Source organism: Pseudomonas sp. NFACC14 (assembly GCF_900106885.1).
Taxonomy (GTDB): Bacteria; Pseudomonadota; Gammaproteobacteria; order Pseudomonadales; family Pseudomonadaceae; genus Aquipseudomonas; species Aquipseudomonas fluorescens_AA.
In genome coordinates, this window is the sequence record NZ_FNOA01000012.1 from 78788 (window position 1) to 97280 (window position 18493).

Here is an 18493-nt window from a genome sequence, read left to right on the forward strand (position 1 = left end):
CGGCAAGATGTTACCATCTGCCGGGCACCTTGAATCGCCCCTAGCATCGTCGACGGCGTGTTCTCTGAGCAGCTCAGGTGTAGAGCGTCCCGGAGTGACGAAGCTTGACGTATTGGGTCGTGACGAACCTGGAGATGGCGGCGACAAAATCCTGCACCAGTAGGTCGTTCAATAGGAAATCCCGCAAGGCGAAGCCGCTCTGGAGGACGTCGAAGCGCGGAAGCGGTGTATCGAGCGCCGCGCCCGACAGGTGCACTAGGTTGTTCCGGACCGCCTGCAGCACTTCGTCGAAATCCAGGGCGAGGTCTTCCGCCGTAACGCAGGCTAGCTGGTTCCGGGCGATCTCCAGCGCTACGCCGAGGCCGCCAACGGTTGGAACTCCGGCCGTTTCCACCGTCGCGGTTGTCCAGTGCTCGTGGAGTGGATTCGGCGCGACGATGTTGAGATCGACGCGCGTTCCGCTCATGTTCTTCAGCACGCGTTTCAGCTTTATCTCTACCGGTGCATCGGCAAACGAGTCGCTGAAATCGGTGACGCCTAATGGCATCGGGTCGTGGAACTTCACGATGTAGGTGCCCGTTGCGGTGTCCGCGGTGACCTGCGCGCGGCTGTAGGCGTAGACGTCCTTTGATACCGCACCGTGCGTGAAGGAATAGCCGTGGCTCGAAAGGACGTCGCGCAGCGTCGCCTCGGCCGCAATCGATAGCAGCGCCACGGCAGCGTCGTTGCGCTTCTGCCGTCGCGCCGTCGCAGCGCTTGAGAGGTAGTTGACGACGTAGGGCGGCACGACAGCGCCCCAGGGACGAGCGAACCACTCGCAGCTCATGCGCGTCTCCGGTCCGTCAGCCGGCAAGCGAACAGGCCATTCCACGATCCAACGCATGTCCGTGGAAAGCGAGATTGTTTCGTCGGGTTGTTCTGTCTCAATGCGCAGCCGATCCAGCAGATCTTGCGGCCGGTAGCCCGGAACGCCGCCTTGCTCGTCGACGTCGCGGTAGACCTCCTCGAACAGTTGAAGCGCTATCGCTAGGCCTCGCAGCATCATCGGCGATTGGAAGATCCTCGCGATCTCGTTTCTCTTCCTGCCGAATTCGGCGGGATCGGTCGGCGCGACGACGTGCGAAGGCGTGCCCACTGTCAACCGGTCCATGGCAGCGAACAGCAGGTGTTGCGAGCCGCCCAAGAGTTCGAGCACAGTATCAAGTGTCCGCTCTAGCACCCTGCCGCTGACATGAACGGGGTACTTCATACCGTCTCTCCAAGGTCGAGATCACGCACAAGGACCGAGAGCGCCTGCTCTTTCTGCTGGAGCGACCTTTCGACAACGTCGCGTTCCTCCTTGGCAAAGGCGACTCGACGGACAATCTCGGCCTGGATATTCTGAGGAGGCACGGGGATCAAAACCTGTTTCAAGGCCTCTAACCTCAGCATCGTCATTACGCTCCCGCCGGCGCGAGCAATTAAGGCCTCATGCACATAGCGACTGTTGATCGCGATCGCGAGGTACTCTGGCAGCACGAGCGCGTTGTACACGCGAATGCGGAAGATGTGCCGGTTGATGGGAAACCGGCCACTCTCGATGAGCGCAGCGGCACCTAAATAGGTGCTCAGACCGTTCATCACGATGTCGCCTTCGTTGGCGACCGCCTTGGGGTATTGCTGCACCTCGGCGTCGTCTGCTCGATCCATCGGGTCCAGCTGTATCTCCAACGGACGTATCGCGCCAGGCCCAATGAACACGACATCTCCAGCGTCCTTCGAGCGTCGGATGGCGCCGCCTTTGGTCACGAGAGCGAGGCTTTCCAGCGAATGATGCTTGAAGGAGGCGAGGGGAAGCTGACGTTGCGCTTGGCGCGCAAGATACGGGCCGGCGCTCAGCACGCCTTGCGCAGGCGTCGCCGTCGCGGTCAGACCGAGGTCATCGTCCCCGACGTCATAATTCTGCATCCACGACCTAAATCGCTCCAAGACATGGGGCAGCCCGGGTAATGACGTGCAGTCGAAGCTGTCCTGCTGCTGGCGATTCTGGGCTTTTGCAAAGAAAAGGACGTCCCTTGTGGGCGCCGACTTGTCGAGCACGACGATGCTCGCTGCCACGCCCGAATCGGGCTGGAAGGTGCCTACGTCAAGCACGGCCTGCAGCCCATTACGCAGCAGGAGTTCCTGCAGCTGAGACCTGTCAGGATTGCCCAGTGGACCGTTCGGTAGCAACGCGACGATCCGGCCCGTGGGAGACAGGCGCGTTAGCGCATGGTGAATATAAGCCTCCGAGCTCGACAGCACGCCGCCTTGCCGGTCGCTGAATCTCTCATGACGGACGGTCAGCCCAAAGGGCGGCGCTACGAAAATGCGGTCGGATAGATCCTCCCGCCGGTGCGGAGGTCGCGTGGACTTGAGTGGATCGCCGATCGAGATCGAGGGTAGGTCGGCACCGAACACCAACTGCTGCACGCAGGCCCACATGGCATCAGTCGCATGGCGAGCAAACAGGACCATGTGCGAGGGCGGTGTGGTTCCCGCTAGGCGCACAGCTGCTGATAAGTTGCCCAGGCCACAATGAAGATCGAGCACCCGGTCGCCGGGTTCGATGTCTGCGAGGCGCACAAGCAAATCCGCGGTCCAGCGCGGCAATCGGGTGGCTCCCGATGACTTGGGATAGCGGCTCAGGATCTCGTCGAGCAGCGGCAGCGCGTCGGCGGGCGCGAGCTTGTCCAGCGCCGAGGTATTGAGCAGGTCGAGTGCTTCTTCGTAGGCTCGCGGCGGAGTTAGGTCCTGTCTGGCGACGAAGGCAAGCGTCTCTTCGAAACCGGTGTCCGATGCACCCGGCCATTCCGACCGGGCCGCGGCAAGCGCCGCCTGCGAATGGGAACCGCCGACCAGCAAATCGCAGAACATCTCGCGGCCGCGTCGCCGCTGCAGGTGCGCATAAAAGATTAGGGCTAGGGCTTCGGGCGACCACCGTTGCTGGCGCGAGAGCTCCAGTATGTTGCGCAAAGTGCGTCTGACTCCCGCTATCCGACTGGCGCGGGACTGACTGTCGGAGCCTCCATAGACCATGTCTCGATAGGTCTTCGGCGTCGCTAGCCGCAAGGGCCGGCCCGATTCGTCAGTCTCGAACCAGAGCATCTGCTGGCCATCGGACACAAGGAAGAAACGCGCCCCAACTTCGATCGCCGCGAATTGGATCTGGCGGATCAGGGCGTCGAACGGAAGTAGCCTGGAGTCCCGAGGCAGATTGTCGAGGCGCTTGGCTTCACAGACGATCCTAATGCGACCGTCCAGCATCACGACCAAGTCCAGGCGCGCGTTACGACTAGTCTGGTATTCTCGTTGAATCAGTTCGGTGGGGTATCCGAGCTCATGAGTCAGGTAGGCATGGATACGCTGCACTGCCTGGTTTTCATTCATCTTCCTTGCCCTTCCGTTGTCCGTCCTGGCGAGTGATCTACAACGATCGTCCGAGGCCTGGAGGCGGACTTTATCATGTGATCAAACGATATAGCAGTACACATCGAGTGGAATAACTGGGTCAGGATGCTAAGGGTGTGTCGGCATTGCCGGCAACCGATGTCTTGTGCACTCTGCCGCGTTAGAAAGCTCACGGAGCACGTGCGACATCATCAAGCTATGGCCTAGAGATTTAATTGCATGTTGGCAGGAGCACAACTACGCGATATGCATTTTGGCAGCCCGTGGCTGTTTCGAGAGTAGTCCCCTAGGCAGTTCAACTTCGGCTTGACCCTCGATGCCCATCTGCGCCCACCTATTGTTGTGTAGCAAGGCGAGCATCCGGGGTGATCTACGCCTGGTCACACGGCATCCAACACCGGTAACACGAGTTCGAAGCAGGCCTTGGTGAGTGTCAGCTCCTGGCCGTTCTCCGCCGGTCGTCACTACGGCGTGTGCTGGTCAAATCGAATGCAAACGGTTGATCAGCACGAATGCAATTGACTGGTCAGTGACGATGCAAATGGGTGGTCAAGTCCATGCAATGACGCAGGCTCACATTAAAAACCGACGAACGACCACCCGGCCATGGAAAGCCACCGGTCTCCAAGGTCTTCCAGCGCTACCGATTGGCGCAAGATTCGCCCCCAAAATCCGGTTGACCGCAAGCAGAACGAGCGCTAAACCAGAACCGTACCAGCGCTGTCCTCGACAGTACCCAGGTAGCCAGAACCTTTGAGGCTACGCCACATCGTGGTGGTTCTCCCCAAGTGCGATTAGCGTCCGGCGGCTCGCACGGTCACAGCGATGTGATGGATGCCACTTCTTCCAGAATGCCCACTGCGGCAACTCATGCCCCCTCCTGGCTGTTCTGCAGCAACTTATCCGCTTGGCCATTTCTTGCGCCAACCTTTTGCCCGTCTCTTTGCTCCCTAAAGAGACGGGCGCATCTCACATTGCTGCAGCCTCGCTCGCATGGGGCTTTGCGGCTTTCCCCCTCGTGACAATCGGCGTGACAAACACCGAATGCTCACTCGCCACAGCGATGCCGATGATGGTGCCGCAGCCCAAGGAATGGACTGCACCTGACTGACAGTCAGGCATGCCCCGGTCATCGCATCACTGCCTTCACCCGACTCTGGATCTCGCGGCATTGGTCTCGTCAGCCAGCGCAGCCTCCACCCGCCCACGTCTTCGGAGTGTTCAGGAGGCCAGATCATGAGATGCCCAAGCTCCCGGCCGTAAGGAGCCGTCAGTCCCACGTTAGTGGACAAACCTCACAGGTCGCAGGGGCCTTGAGCCCTGATAACACTCAACAACCGTGGCGGGATGAGTGAGGACGAAGTCGATAATCTCAGGAGAATAGCGATGCAACTGCGCGAAGCGTTCGAGCCACCACAACCATTGCTGGAATACCAGCAGGTGCCACTGCCCTACCCGGTCGAAGCACTCGGGGATCTGTTGAGCCCTGCGGTCGAACGACTGGCCGAAGTGATCGGCGTGCCCTGCGCCATGGCTGCACAATCGGTGCTGGCTACCACGGCCTTGGCGAGCCAGGGTCATGCCAATGCCCAACTCGACGGTCGAACCTATCCGCTGTCCCTCTACCTACTGACGGTGGCGTCCTCGGGTGATCGCAAAAGTGCGGTGGATCAGCTGGCACTGAAAGCGGCGCGCGACTGGGAACGACAGCAGTGGACCCTGTATGCGGAAAAGCTCAAAGCCTATCGCGCAGCCAGCAGCATCATGGCCAAACCCAAAACCTCAAAGAAACACTCGGATACGGAAGGCGGTGGACTATCCGAGCCGGTACCGCCGAGATTGATCATTGCCGAGCCGACCATTGAGGCCCTGGTCAAAAGCTTGTGCCATGGCTTGCCCAGCATGGGCTTGTTCAATGATGAAGGTGGCCAGTTCTTGGGCAGCAGCACCATGAGCAAAGAGAATCTGCTTAAGGCGATCACCACCTTGTCGACATTGTGGGATGGCAGCCCGATCGACCGGGCCCGCTCCATGGCCGGAGAAAGCCTGCGTGCCTATGACCGCCGCCTCAGCCTGCACCTGATGCTGCAACCCTACCTGGCCAATCATCTGTTCAAAGACCCGGTGATCAATGGCCAAGGCATCCTCGGCCGTTGCCTGATCAGTTGGCCCGAGCGCCTGGCCGGCCAGCGGCTCTACAAGGCGATTGACCTGAGCCGGGATGCCAAGGTCCAGCGCTACCAACAGCGGATCACCGCCCTGCTGCAACAGCCCTGGTCGCTTCACCAGGATGGCTCACTCAATCCCGCCACGCTGGAGCTGACTGCCCGTGCCCGGCGTGCCTGGATTGATATTCACGACACTATCGAGTGCCAGTCTGGCGAGTTCGGTGAGCTAGCCGGCGTCCAGCCTGTCGCAGGCAAAGCCGCGGCGAATGTACTGCGCATCGCAGGTGTGCTGGCCATGGTGGAAGAGGCCAGTGCGTTGGACGAAGCACACATACAGCGCGCCTCCACGCTGATGGATTACTACCTGGCCGAGATCCAGCGCCTGACCGAACAGGAGCCGGTCAATAGCCGATGCGAAGAGGCGGATCGACTGCTGCGCTGGCTGGTACAGAAAGGCTGGACTCACTTCACCATTCGCGACGTCAATCGCAACGGCCCTCGTTTTGCCCGTAAGAGCGCTGACCATACCGCCTCTTTATTGGTCGTGCTGATCACTCATCGCTGGCTGACCAGCCGCGACGGAAAAACTTTCGAGGTTCGCCATGTTTCGCCTCAATGACGCGGTGCGCCGCTACCAGACGCAACATCAACCGCAGCCAGAATCGCGGTGTGTCGCCGCCTCAGTCGCCACCCTGTCGCCACGCGCCAGGCCAGAAACGACGCGGGTTGTCGCCACTGTCGCCGCAGTCGCCACACCACCCCTGGAACCTGCCCACATCACTCTGCTGATAAAGCAACTGCGTGAGGAAGGGGCGCTGCTGCAACACCACGGGAACTCCCTCCTGATTCGCCCGACACACTGGCAGCAACTGGCCAGGCTCAGCCCCCACTGGAAAGCCCTACTGCTCTTTCTGCAAACAAACGAAAACGGTGAAGACGATGGCCCTGGTCGGTCGGCGTGATGGTCGCAACTTTGGCTATGGCCGCCAGCTGAGCTACGCCAGCCCACAAGCGCTAAAGGATTTGTTTGGCGGCGGCCACTTCGCCACGGTCAAAGCTCATAGCGATCGCTGGCAAGCATTCGTGCGTTGGTGTCGGTCAGAGGACGGTCCCGGTTACAACGATGCGCGCCAGATCGATCGACGGACGCTGCAAGACTACGCTGCTTACCTGCGCCAGCAGATCCAGCAAGGTGAACTCTGCATCGCGACCGCGCAGAACCGCCTGAGCAGCGTCAATCGAGCCCTCGCGGCGCTGCGCGGTGATCAGGACGTGAGGATCGCCAGCCCGAGTCAGGCGTTGGGACAACAGCGCTCGAGCGTACGCACCCGTGCGCCGGATGGCCAAGACCACCAACAGGTGCGGCGAGTACTCGAGGCGCTTGGCGAACAGCAACACGAGCGGGTGGCCGCGATTGTCCTGTTGGCCGGAACAACCGGTATGCGCCTGCGCGAAGCAATCCTGGCTGACCTGCCACGTCTGCACCGCGAAGCCGAACACTTAGGCCGCATCAACATCCAGGACGGTACCAAAGGTGGCCGCTCAGGTGCATCAGCGCCGCGATGGGTCGTGGCCAATGAAGAGGTGAAGACGGCGCTACAGTTGGCTTGTCATGCATCGCCGCCCCGTAGCCGCAACTTGCTGGCCCGCGACGAAAGCTACGCCGCGTTCCTGCAACAGACCGTGCTCCCCGCCCGCGAAACACTGCATGAACACGGGCTGAAGGGTTTCCATGAACTGCGAGCGGCCTACGCCTGCGAGCGTTACGAACAGCTCACGGGCCACGCCGCCCCGGTCAACGGCGGCCATTGCTATCGCATTGACCGCGACCTTGATCAGCAGGCGCGCCAACAGATCAGCGTTGAGCTCGGGCATAACCGGATCGATGTGGTTTCGGCCTACATTGGAGGTCGAGCGTGACCAAGCCCTTTGATATAACGCTGTTCCTGAGCGGTGTACTGACCGGCTCGAAGGCCACTCAGCGACGCCACCTTCGCCAGGCCCGAATCATGCAAGCGACCATTCAACAGCGATGGCAGCGAGACAATCCCTGGACCTGGCGGCTCAAGCATGTGCGCTGGTTTCTCACTCAGCACCTGAAAGATCACTCCGACGCCACCCGGTATTACTATCGACTCACCGCTCTGCTGATCTGGAAGCGATTGGGCAACAGCCAAAGATTGCCTATGGGCCAAACGAATAATACTGATCAGCCTTTGCCTTGAGACACTGCGCCCGGTCGGCTTGTCTGCGGCCCAAAGCGGACCTTCGCCCAGTACGTTTTGGGTCACTGTTGTCAGAGCAAAGCTATCTGCTCTGAACAGGAATCTTGCCAGTGAGGGTCAGAGGCCAGCCCCAGCGAAAAGCGCAGAAAGCAATTCTGCTGATGCGGCCTCCCAAGTATGGCCGTCCATTATTTTTTGCAGATCGACTGTCCGCTTAAAAGCCGCGTTGCGATCTCTGAGTACGAAATCAAGCGCTTTGCACCACTCGTCGGCAGATTCTTCGCAGTCGTCCACCGTTCTTACAACGTACTGCTGAAATTGACTTGCGCTCGTGATCTTAGTCTTGAGAAATTCCGCAAAGCCACTTTTATTGCTAACTAGGATTGGCGTTCCGACTTGAAGAGCTTCCAGCGACACCAGGCCGAAACCTTCTCGCCGAGATGGCATGAGTAGAACCGATGCACGCCGTAGATCCTGCTCAATGGCATCGACGTCTGCAGAATACTCTTTGACACGGATGGAGAGATCGCTCGGATAGACAAGCTTCCGAAGCGTATCTCTTAGACTCGTCCCCGTCCCCAAGGGAGCGCCCCGGACAACGAGCTCAGGCGGGGACTCGAACTCGGACCCTGAATCCAATAGTTTGGCCATGGCTAGTGCGGCAATGTCCAGTCCCTTCAGCTCCATATCCTCGGCTCGGCCTAAGACTAGGCAGAGAATACCCGGAGGGGGACTCCTAGAAACGATATCGTGTAAGCCTGGGGTATATTGGTGCAGTTTCGGGGACGGTTCGAGGGCGGCTAACAGATTGCCGCACTCCAGATGAAGGCGCGGTCCAACGGCCGCAACTAAGTCTGCCCCTTTACAGAGATTTAGCTCAATTGCTTCACGTTGCTCTGCCGTCTGGGCTGCATCCTCCTTCCCCTTGTACCACTCGATTTCGCCAGGAGCCATATGAACGAAATGTACTCGCTTAGCGTCCGGAAATGAGTCTTCCTGCTGAACCTTAGCCGCATATCCTGTGATACGACCATGCCCCACTACAACATCAGGAACAAAATCATCCAACGGCAGCTTACGCATCAAACCACTGAAAGCATCTGCGCCTGTCACCCTTGATGCCGCCTTAAGTCGAACACTCTTGCGACCGGCAGCCTCCACCTCACTTGGTTGGGCTTCAGGTACGATACAAATAACTTCGTGCCCTAGATTCGCCAATGAAGTGCAGAGTTCTCTATTGAACGTTGAAAGTCCCCCCTGCTTTGCAGTCCACTCCGTCGCCATCACTAGAATTCGCTTACTCGAATATTCTTTCTCGGTTGCGGAACTTACAGAGCCATTCTCCCGCGCATGCAGGATCGGTTCAATCCTCTGAGCTTGGCGTCCCAGCGGGGGAGTCGCCTTATTCGTCGGGATAGTCTTTTGTAGCTCCCAGATCGCCTCCAAATCAACACCATCGAAGGTTTGATTGGCAATTGCTTGATGCAGTAGATCATTGGCATCCGAGACCCGATCTTCTTTGAGGAACGCTTGAGTCAGCCCTCGGTAGAGCCAAATTAAGTTGTGCTTCGCAGGGACTCGTCGGATGCCTTCTTGCAATAATCCGATCGCCATTTCCGCTCTGTCCTGTTCCATGTACAGATCAGCAGCTTTTGCGTATAGGTTCGCAACATTTTTCTCGGCCGGAACATTGAGTATTCCTTCCTGCAGTAAAATCAGTGCATCTGATGATCTGTTGTCGCTCGCGAGAAGTGCTCCTCCGTAGTGATATAGAGAAAATCTTTTGTCTTGCATTGGAACGGAGTCCAGAGCTTTGTAAATGGTATCAATCGCCCTTGGCTTATCGCCACTTTGCTCTAGAAGTTGCGCCAACAGCACCCAGTTATCTGCGGGAGCCCTGCGACCAGATGTCGATATACGCGCGTGCGTGATCGCGCTCTGAAGATCACCCGTTTTATTACGGGCCCGCAAACACCTAGCCATGTAATAGTGCAAGCCACCCGGAGCGTCATTTTCGAGTAAAATAGTGAGTATTCCGATGCGTTCATTTAGAACATCCGGATGCCCCGGAACGGGCGAAAAACTGGACATTTCCGCGAGGGCAACATCCATCATTTGGACAAGCAATTGCCTTAATTCTTCGTTCCGGCCTGCGTGGTAAAGATGATAACGAGCCTCAGCAAATGAGTTAACAAGGCGAGAATTGAAACCACTTACATCGCGAGATTTTAGAGGTCTAACGTAATACTCGGCTGCTCGCGCGTGCGCCTGCTTAAAGTCGGACTCATGATCTTTGAGGTGCGCGAGCCCGATTTCCCGTACGACTGCTTGAACGGAGTACCAACCTGCAACATGCTTCAAGAGGAAGTGAGCCACAAGCGCGTGAGCCAACTGCCTACTCTCCTCACGCTTTCCGTCGCACAGCAATTGGAACACAGCTTGCTCAAAGTTCTTCCTGTGCACACTGAGCAGCAACAGTCGCCTGTAGTGTTCAGGGCTCAGCCTTAAAATAGAGCGCTCTAGTAAATCCTTTTCTAGCTTAAGCAAAAAACCACGGGAGACGCTGCGGTCTTCTACAGACCAGAATCCAGGGTGGCGACCGATTACGTCATCCAACGACTCAAAGGCAAGCGTTGAAACCAATGTTTCGATGGCTCTCGGATTTCTTCCTAACGCTTGGACGAGGTCTGTCTTACGTTCGCCTTCGACGGCATCAGGGATTTTTGCATCCGACAGGCGATCCTCAAGTAGTCCGACGGCGTCATCGACCTCCAGTTCGTCAAGCTTCTTGATTGGTATATCAGTCGACCAGCGTCCTTGCTCCAGTAAACGGTCACTCAGCAGCAGCAGCCGGCCTTGGTGTCCACGGATAGATCCTATTGAAGACAAAACCGCTGCGACCTCTTCGATTGGCTCTCCGGTGTCGTTCTTGAAAAGTCGCTGAATGTCATCAATGACGATGAGCACCTTATTCCGAAGCGCACGATCAAGCGCGCGGGGAAGGTTCATTTCGCGACCTGTCAGCAGAGCCGCTTCCATATCGGGCAGATGGCAATGACTGCTTAAGTTGGCGGCTAGGTCAATGAAGAGATCAGTCAGCGAAGGATCGGGCCGACTCGTAACCTCTTCGAAACAGGTTGAAAATGTGCCCTCCCTCTTGGCGACTTCGCACAAATCGGCGGCAAGCGCAGTCTTCCCGACTCCTGGAGATCCTTGGATGAAGCATATGGGTGGGCCTTCGCTAAGCCAGTGTGTCGCCAGCCAGTCAAGTAGCTGTTGTCGCTGCGCCCCGAAAACCTTCTTATGCATTTACCACTCCGATCCTTGTTCCGTAGCAGTGTCCAAGTGCCACATCATAACCGGAGACCGCACAGCTTCGCACTCGGATCTACGCCGTTAGGACGGATGCATCCCCCCAACGAATTGCAGCCCTTCAGCACCGAGAGCCTGTGATTGTCCAGAACCAGAGCAAGGCAACCGCATCGCAAGTCCATTCAGCGCATGAGCGCTGCTTTCCCACCGTCTGCAGCCAGCTTAATGCGCTGTTGGGAGCCGCCGACATGGCGAACGATAGATGATTAGCGAGAGCAGACTCGCATAATGTCATCGGGCAGGCATTCCTAGCTTGGCTGACTAATAGCCTGCGAAGGTCCGCTTAGGTCGACTACGGCCTGTCACCAACGACGGCAGCTGATAGGCAACCCTCCAGGCTTGCTTGCTCGCCTTCATCTATCTCAGCGTGGATATTCTCTTGCGGATGAACCTGCTCGAAAAACACCGCAGCAATGGCAAAAAACAACCCAAGCCGGTTAGTCGTGGCAGGCCGAAAACGGCCCAAAAGCGGTCATTTGAGAGAACACCACCGTTCGAGCTGTCCAGCGTTTTTTTTAAGCTGCCTTCACCCTCGTAACAACCAGCCGTCGTCGCCCAGGCAGCGAACATACCTGAACACGACGAAGGGACCCTGTATCGCTTTCCATCGCGGATCATCACAGCTCCCTCACCTTCAGATAAGCTGGTAGGTTCTAAATCTTCTCCGGGGCAACTGATGTTCCTGTCGTCAAAAAAATACCTAGAACAGTTTCGCAGCCTGATCGAAAGCAGCGGGGATTTATCAATAGCGGTTGCTTTCTGGGGCGAAGGTGCTCAAACGCTTATTGCCAAAGCATGGAAGGGCCGGTCCTTGCGAATAATTTGCAACCTTGGTAGTGGCGGGACCAACCCACAGGTCATCCGTGAGCTGATCGAGCTAGCCAAGGAAAAGCCCGGCATTCGGATCCTGACGCTGGACAACCTCCATGCAAAGGTCGCGATTAGTGAAACTGCCGCAATAGTGGGGTCTGCCAATCTATCTGTGAATGGATTGGGCTTTGAAGGAGTGGAATGTGCAGGTTGGCATGAAGCCGGAATGCTGGTCCACGAGCAATCACAATTGATACAGATGCAGGAATGGTTTGAGCACCTGTGGCAGCAAGGTGCGGCCGTATCAGAAGATCGTTTGATCAAAGCTCATATTCAGTGGGTAAAGAACCGTACAAGCCGCCCGTTCAGTGTCAACAAGCTCTTAGATGCACCCTCTAACACTTTAAAAAATCGAAACATATACATTGCAATCTATCGACTGAAAGCAAGCGACCAAGCCAAAGCCGAAGCCGTCCAAGCAGAGAAAGACGCAAGACGATCAGATCTTCCCAATGTGCGGAATACCAAGCTGGACTTCTTTGAAGACTGGCCTGACGACAGCGAGGAACCATTACCTATTGATGCTCCGATCATTGCTATGCGCTATGGTCCCACCAAGCGTCTGACAAGCGTGAGTGCTTGGGTACGTATCCCTCAGCTCGACAGGACCTTCGTAAGTACTGAAAGAGCAAGCACTGTGCCGTTAACCATGACAGGGCAGCTGAAACGGGTGTCGGGTATGACCTTCTCGAAGGAAGACGGCCCAGTCTTGGCAAAACGGCTCAAACCTTGGGTTGATGAGTTGTACCTCGGGGCCGAGCCGGGCACAGCCCGATGCATTCCTTTGGACAACTTCATTGAGTGGGAGGCAGACCAGATTGGCTAGTGATACTGACTGTTGTTCTGCTATCCCGAAACTGCGCCTCAGTCACTGCTGACTCTCCCCCCATCACTCCCAGCGATTCCTGCTCCCAGGTGTCGAGCATGCGCACGCCTCATTCATCACCCGACAGTGAATGCCGATTTCTGCCTGTCGCCACCGGCAGCTATGGCCAGTTCACTGCCAGTCATGGTTACGAAGCGTGCTGATCAGATCGAATGCAAGTGGGTGGTCAAGTGGAGTACAGTATTCCAATTGGTATTCCAACTAAAAATAAAACCCAATATTAACCTTATCAATCAATATGTTACTGAACGGATTCAAATTACCCCGGCCCTCCAAATAAGCTATACAAATCAGGCACTTAGCGATTATCGCAAGTGCCTTTTTTGCGCCTGAAAGAAAGCGTCAGCCCAGCCTTCACCCCCCGAAGCAAGTTTCACAGCCACAACCATAATCTCCACCAGCACCTCCGGCCGCGCCAGACGAGCCTGAACAGTGGCCCGTGCCGGAGCACTATCAGCTGGCAGCCAGGCGTCCCACACCGAATTCATCAGCGCGAAATCACGATCAATGTCTTTGAGCCAGATCTGTGCGCTCACAAGCTGGCCCTTATCGCTGCCCGCCAGCGACAACAAGGCTTCTATCTTGGCCAGCACCTGCTGCGTCTGCTCTTCGATGCCAACCTGCAGATCAGTGGGTACCTGACCGGAGAGGTAAAGCAGGTCGCCGTGACTGACCACACCGGACATCCGCGCGCTGCTCTGAAAACGTTGAATCGTTGTCATCGGGTTTATTCCATGAATTGAGGAAGTTAAAGCGCCGTGCCGCCGATCAATCGGACCAGCCGTTGGGCGCTACCAAATGCCAAGGTCATGCCCAGCGCACCCTGGCCGCAATTGACGTACAGGTTGTCACAACCACTGACTGCCAGAATCGGTCGCCCGGTGGGGGTCGCCGGACGCCAACCGGTCCAGGGCTGACAATCATCGGCGTTCCATTCCAGACCGAACAATGCCTGCGTCGAGGCTTTCAGTTGCTCGATACGCTTAACGGGAATAGACGCATCCAGCCCACACAGCTCGACCATCCCAGCAACGCGCAAGCGATCACCGATCCGGGCGAACACTGTTTTACGCCGCATGTCCGTCACGCTGACCGTCGGTGCATTCATCGAATCAGTGATCGGCAACGTAATGCTGTATCCCTTGAGCGGGTAGACCGGCATGCGCACACCGAACGCAGATAACAACCCCGCACTGTAAGCGCCAGCCGCCAGCACGACCGCTTGCGTCCCTAAAAGACCAGGGCCTTCGATGGCGTGGTGAATCTCCAACGCGGTGATGCGCCCGCGTTCACGTCGGAAAGCGGCAACCTCACTGTCGAACAGAAAACGCACACCCTGCTCGCTCAACAACCTCGCAAGCTCCTGACAAAGCTTGCGCCCATCGACCGCGCATTCGCTGTCGGTATGGATCGCGCCGTGAAACGCGTTCTTATAGCCCTCGAGTGCAGGCTCGATCGACAAGGCTTCGGCGGGGCTGACGATTTTTTGTTGCCTGGCGCCTTGGGCGGCCTGGAATTTCACCTGGTCACCGGCCTTGCGCAGGCTTTCAGCATCGGGGTACAGCACCAGTTTTCCGGTACGGGCGAAATCGCATTGCACCTTTTCCTGACTGATGAAGGCGTCCAGCGCCAGCCGACTTTCCTGCGCCAGTTCCAGCAACTCGACAGTCGTCTGGCGCGAAACGGACGTACGGCAGGCCGCGAGAAACTCCACACACCAGCGCCATTGCTCCAAGCTCCATTGCGGCGAAAATTTCAGCGGGCCGTTGCGCGCCAGCAGCATCTTTGGAATGCCCGGCAACAGGGAGGGATCAGCCAGCGGTTGCACATAGCTGTAGCTCAATTGCGCCCCATTGGCCGCACTGGCCCCCATGCCGGCCTCCCCCGCACGATCGATAACGGTGACGTGATGACCGGCCTTGTGTAGAAACCAGGCACTGCTCAAGCCAACGATTCCAGCGCCGACGACACAGATTTCCATTACGCCACCACCCTGTCCGACAGGTCCCAACCCTCAGGCCGCAATTGGTGCCAATCACTGACTTGCTGGTAGGCGTGGGCGATCCGCAGCACCAACGGCTCGGCGAAGGCACGCCCGACAACTTGCATCGAGACCGGCATGCGTTGCTCGTCAAAGCCCACCGGCAGCGCCACTGAACAGAGATTGAGCAGGTTGGCGAAACGGCCCAGCAAGGCCAGCGGCGTACCGTACTCATCGACCTGATTCAACGGCACACTGCCAATGGCATTGGTCGGAAACGCACAGGCATCGACCTGGGACATGGCTTCGTCCATGGCTTGACGGGCAGCACGTCGCTGGTTGTGCAAATGGATGTAAGCCGCCGCGTCGATGGCGCGCCCGCTCAGCACCCGACGCTGCACATGAGGATCGAAGCGTAGATCGTCGCGCTCGAACAAACTGCCAAGGCTGGCGTAGCCTTCGGCGCTCATAAGGCCACCGGCAACCTGCATGCACTGCTCCAGCGAAGTCGGTAGCGGCTGCTCGACCAGATGCATACCCAGTGCGGCCAATTGCTCAAGCCCCTGGTCATACGCTGCCAATACGCCAGGCGCGATGTGCACGCGCTCGGTCTGTGGCAGCACCCAGACGCGCAGACCGGCCACTGGAAGATTCAAACCTGCTGCGGCGCTGAACACTGGCGACTTGGCCGAGACCGGGTCCAGCGGATCCGGCCCCAGCAGAGCATCAAGCATCCACGCGGCGTCTTCGACGGTGTGCGTAATGGGCCCCACCGAATCCAGCGATGGGCACAATTCAATCAAACCGTGACGGCTGACCAACCCACGCGTGGTTTTCAGGCCAACCAGACCACACATGCCTGCGGGAATCCGCACCGAGCCGCCGGTGTCGGTGCCCAACGCCGCGCTTGCCAACCCGCCGGCCACGGCCACCGCTGAACCACTGCTGGACCCCCCTGGCGCACGATGCACTTCATGGTCCCACGGGTTCCACGGCGTGCCCATCACGGCATTTGTGCCCCACCCTCCGAAAGCGAATTCGACGGTGTGGGTCTTGCCCATGATGATCGCCCCGGCGCGCTCCAGCCGCTGGACTGCCGTGGCGGTGAGCCGAGAAATACGCGGCGTCTGTGCCAGCGAACCACCGGTTATGACCTTGCCGTCGATTTCGAACAAATCCTTGATCGCAATTGGAATGCCGTGCAACGGCCCCAGGTTCACACCCGCAGCCCGCTGCCGATCGGCGGCGATGGCGGCACCGAGCGCGCGCTGGGGATAGGCCTCGACATACGCATTGAGTTGACCGTTGAAGCGCTCGATCCGCTCCAGTTGCGCGCCAACCAGGGACTCGCTCGTGAGCGTTCCGGACTCCAGCGCTCGCCGCAACTGGCCAATGCTCTGAGAAGCGGTTCGATCCATGATGTTCATGTGTTCAACCTCGAATGGTTTTGCGCCCGCGAGAAAATCGTGCTTCCAGCGCTCGCGACAACAGAGAAAGAGGGAAAGCGATGACGAAATAGAACAACCCCACCAGCAGGAAAATATGCATCGGCAAAAAGGATTCGGACGCAATGGCCCGGGCCGCCAGCATCAACTCATCGGTGGCGATCAAGGCGCACAGGGAGCTGTCCTTCAGAATCGACACGTAGGCATTGAGCAACGGCGGCAACATGCCGCGAATGGCTTGCGGAAAGATCACGGCGGTGAAGGCTTGCAAGGGCGTCAGGCCGGTGGCGATGGCCGCCTCACGTTGGCCGCGATGCAAGGAGTCCAGTCCGCCGCGCAGGATTTCCGCGACGTAGGCCGAGCCCTGCAAGCCCAGGCCGATGGCCCCGGCCCAATAACCCGACAACGTCAGCCCGAGGCTCGGCAGGGTGAAATACAGCGCCAGCAGCAACGCCAGGAGCGGCACCGCACGCATCCCCTGAATGAAGAACACCGCCAGACGCTTGAGCAATACGCTGGGACTCTTCATCGCCCAGGCCAGTAACGCACCCAACATAGCCGCCAGGGCGAAGCCTGTCAGGGACAGCTCGGCGCTGACCCGTGCGCCGAGTAGCAGGCGAGCACTCCAGTCGCTCCAGTACTCCGGGTATTGCTGGAAAAAACTGATCATCGCGCCGCCCCCAGATGACGTTCAAGTCGGATGAACCCCACGCCAATGGGCAGGATCATCGCCGCATAGATGCACATCACCGCCAGATAAATCAGCGAGGTCTGGAAGGTGGAGGTAACAAGATTGCGTGCCAGGAACATGATCTCCGGCACGGCGATGGCCGAGGCGATGGACGTGTCCTTGATCAGTTGCGTGACATAGTTGGCATAAGCCGGCAACGCAACGCGCAAAGCCTGGGGCAAGAGGATGTAGCGCAGAATCTGCATACGGTGCAGGCCGATGGCCTGCCCGGCTTCATGCTGGCCAACGTGCAGCGACTGCAAGCCGGCTCGGAAAGTATCGGCCAGCACTGCGCTGCCTACCAGGCTCAAACCGACGATGGCCGCCAGCCACGCGGGCAGATTGATTCCCAGATAGGACAGCCCAAAGTAGATCAGAAACAGGTGCGCCAGCGCCGGCACATTGCGCATCCATTCGATGAAACAGGCGATGGCGCCGTGTACCAGTCGCGATCGGCTGAACGTCAGTAAAACTGCCAGCACCAGACCGCCCACGCTCGCCAGCACTAAGGTGCAGAGGGCGATTTCCAATGCGCTCATTGCGCCTTTGAGGAGCAAGGGCAACAGCCCGAGGAAAGCTTCCAGGTTCGCCATCAAGCGCTCTCCACAGCCATGCGTCCAAGAAAACTGCGGGTACGTTCGTGACAAGGGTTATCGATCACTTGCCTCGATGGCCCCTGTTCGACAATGCGCCCGCCGTCCATGAAGATCACCCGATCCGCCACATCGCGGGCAAACCTCACTTCATGGGTGACCATGATCATGCTGCGGCCCTCTTCCGCCAGCTCGCGAATCACGGCCAACACTTCGCCAACCAACTCGGGATCCAACGCCGAGGTCGGTTCGTCGAACAGAATCACTTTCGGTTGCTGGGCCAAGGCGCGGGCGATGGCGACCCGCTGTTGCTGACCACCCGACAATTGCTCGGGATAAGACTCGGCCTTGTGCCGCAGATGGACTTTTTCCAGCATCGCGTCGGCCAACTCATACGCCTGCTTGCGCGGCATCCCCTGGGCCTTGATGGGGCCGAGCGCAACGTTGTCGCGCACACTCAAGTGCGGCCAGAGATAGAACAACTGGAACACCATGGCGATCTCGCGGCGCTGCGGCGCCATTTCCCGGTCGCTCATCAGCCTCGAACGCTGGCCATCCCTGCGCTGACCGATCAACTCGTCTCCCAACCAGATCTCGCCACTGGTGGGTTTTTCCAGGTAATTGATGCAGCGCAGGCAGGTGGATTTTCCAGAACCGCTTGGGCCGATCAGCGACAGGGTCTCACCGGGCTTCAACTCCAGGCTGATGCCCTTGAGCACTTCCAGATCGCCATAGTTCTTGTGTAATTCATGCACGCGCAGCAACGCGGTGTCAGACGGGCTCGACATCTTGGC

14 protein-coding genes are annotated in these 18493 nt (G+C 58.2%); 5 read left to right on the forward strand and 9 right to left on the reverse strand.

Going from position 1 to position 18493, the window contains the following annotated elements:
* Nucleotides 1–73: 73 nt before the first annotated feature.
* Both BLU85_RS18535 and BLU85_RS18540 read right to left on the reverse strand, forming a co-directional pair.
* Complete coding sequence (locus BLU85_RS18535) at nt 74–1249, reverse strand: hypothetical protein (RefSeq protein ID WP_092202083.1); 1176 nt, start codon at nt 1247–1249, stop codon at nt 74–76.
* The gene (locus tag BLU85_RS18540) at nt 1246–3408 is read right to left on the reverse strand and encodes a type I restriction enzyme HsdR N-terminal domain-containing protein (RefSeq protein WP_092202081.1); all 2163 of its coding nucleotides are present in this window, start codon (nt 3406–3408) and stop codon (nt 1246–1248) included. Before BLU85_RS18540 ends, BLU85_RS18535 begins: the two co-directional genes overlap by 4 nt.
* Nucleotides 3409–4815: 1407 nt before the next feature.
* Here BLU85_RS18540 and BLU85_RS18550 point away from each other — a divergent pair.
* From BLU85_RS18550 to BLU85_RS18565, 4 genes are read left to right on the forward strand one after another with little or no spacing between them, the layout of a single operon-like run.
* A complete protein-coding gene (locus BLU85_RS18550; RefSeq protein ID WP_092202078.1) occupies nt 4816–6216 on the forward strand; it encodes a YfjI family protein in 1401 nt (466 codons plus the stop codon).
* A complete protein-coding gene (locus tag BLU85_RS18555) occupies nt 6200–6559 on the forward strand; it encodes a hypothetical protein (RefSeq protein WP_046031902.1) in 360 nt (119 codons plus the stop codon). The genes BLU85_RS18550 and BLU85_RS18555 overlap by 17 nt, the downstream gene beginning before the upstream one ends.
* Entirely contained in the window at nt 6537–7517 is a 981-nt protein-coding gene (locus tag BLU85_RS18560; protein ID WP_092202076.1) for an integrase domain-containing protein, read from the forward strand. The genes BLU85_RS18555 and BLU85_RS18560 overlap by 23 nt, the downstream gene beginning before the upstream one ends.
* Nucleotides 7514–7822 carry a hypothetical protein gene (locus tag BLU85_RS18565; RefSeq protein WP_092202074.1) on the forward strand — a complete coding sequence of 103 codons (309 nt, stop codon included), beginning with the start codon at nt 7514–7516 and terminating at the stop codon, nt 7820–7822. Before BLU85_RS18560 ends, BLU85_RS18565 begins: the two co-directional genes overlap by 4 nt.
* Nucleotides 7823–7939: 117 nt before the next feature.
* Here the strand turns inward: BLU85_RS18565 and BLU85_RS18570 are convergent, their stop codons facing one another.
* Nucleotides 7940–11131 (reverse strand): glycosyltransferase, encoded by a 3192-nt coding sequence (locus BLU85_RS18570; protein ID WP_092202072.1) that lies wholly within the window; start codon nt 11129–11131, stop codon nt 7940–7942.
* 739 nt (nt 11132–11870) lie between these two features.
* Between BLU85_RS18570 and BLU85_RS18575 the strand changes: the two genes are divergently transcribed.
* Nucleotides 11871–12890: a phospholipase D family protein gene (locus BLU85_RS18575; protein ID WP_092202070.1), complete on the forward strand. Its 1020-nt coding sequence runs from the start codon at nt 11871–11873 to the stop codon at nt 12888–12890.
* A 365-nt stretch (nt 12891–13255) separates the two neighbouring features.
* On the opposite strand, the gene BLU85_RS18580 is transcribed toward BLU85_RS18575, so the two are convergent.
* From BLU85_RS18580 to BLU85_RS18605, 6 genes are read right to left on the reverse strand one after another with little or no spacing between them, the layout of a single operon-like run.
* Nucleotides 13256–13672, reverse strand: coding sequence for a RidA family protein (locus tag BLU85_RS18580; protein ID WP_092202069.1), 417 nt, complete (start codon nt 13670–13672; stop codon nt 13256–13258).
* A 26-nt stretch (nt 13673–13698) separates the two neighbouring features.
* Nucleotides 13699–14931: a D-amino acid dehydrogenase gene (locus BLU85_RS18585; RefSeq protein WP_092202067.1), complete on the reverse strand. Its 1233-nt coding sequence runs from the start codon at nt 14929–14931 to the stop codon at nt 13699–13701.
* Entirely contained in the window at nt 14931–16358 is a 1428-nt protein-coding gene (locus BLU85_RS18590) for an amidase (protein WP_092202065.1), read from the reverse strand. Before BLU85_RS18590 ends, BLU85_RS18585 begins: the two co-directional genes overlap by 1 nt.
* 4 nt (nt 16359–16362) lie before the next feature.
* Complete coding sequence (locus tag BLU85_RS18595; RefSeq protein WP_072340983.1) at nt 16363–17046, reverse strand: amino acid ABC transporter permease; 684 nt, start codon at nt 17044–17046, stop codon at nt 16363–16365.
* Nucleotides 17043–17699: an amino acid ABC transporter permease gene (locus BLU85_RS18600; protein ID WP_092202063.1), complete on the reverse strand. Its 657-nt coding sequence runs from the start codon at nt 17697–17699 to the stop codon at nt 17043–17045. Before BLU85_RS18600 ends, BLU85_RS18595 begins: the two co-directional genes overlap by 4 nt.
* Nucleotides 17699–18487: an amino acid ABC transporter ATP-binding protein gene (locus BLU85_RS18605; protein ID WP_092202061.1), complete on the reverse strand. Its 789-nt coding sequence runs from the start codon at nt 18485–18487 to the stop codon at nt 17699–17701. Before BLU85_RS18605 ends, BLU85_RS18600 begins: the two co-directional genes overlap by 1 nt.
* Nucleotides 18488–18493: the final 6 nt, after the last annotated feature.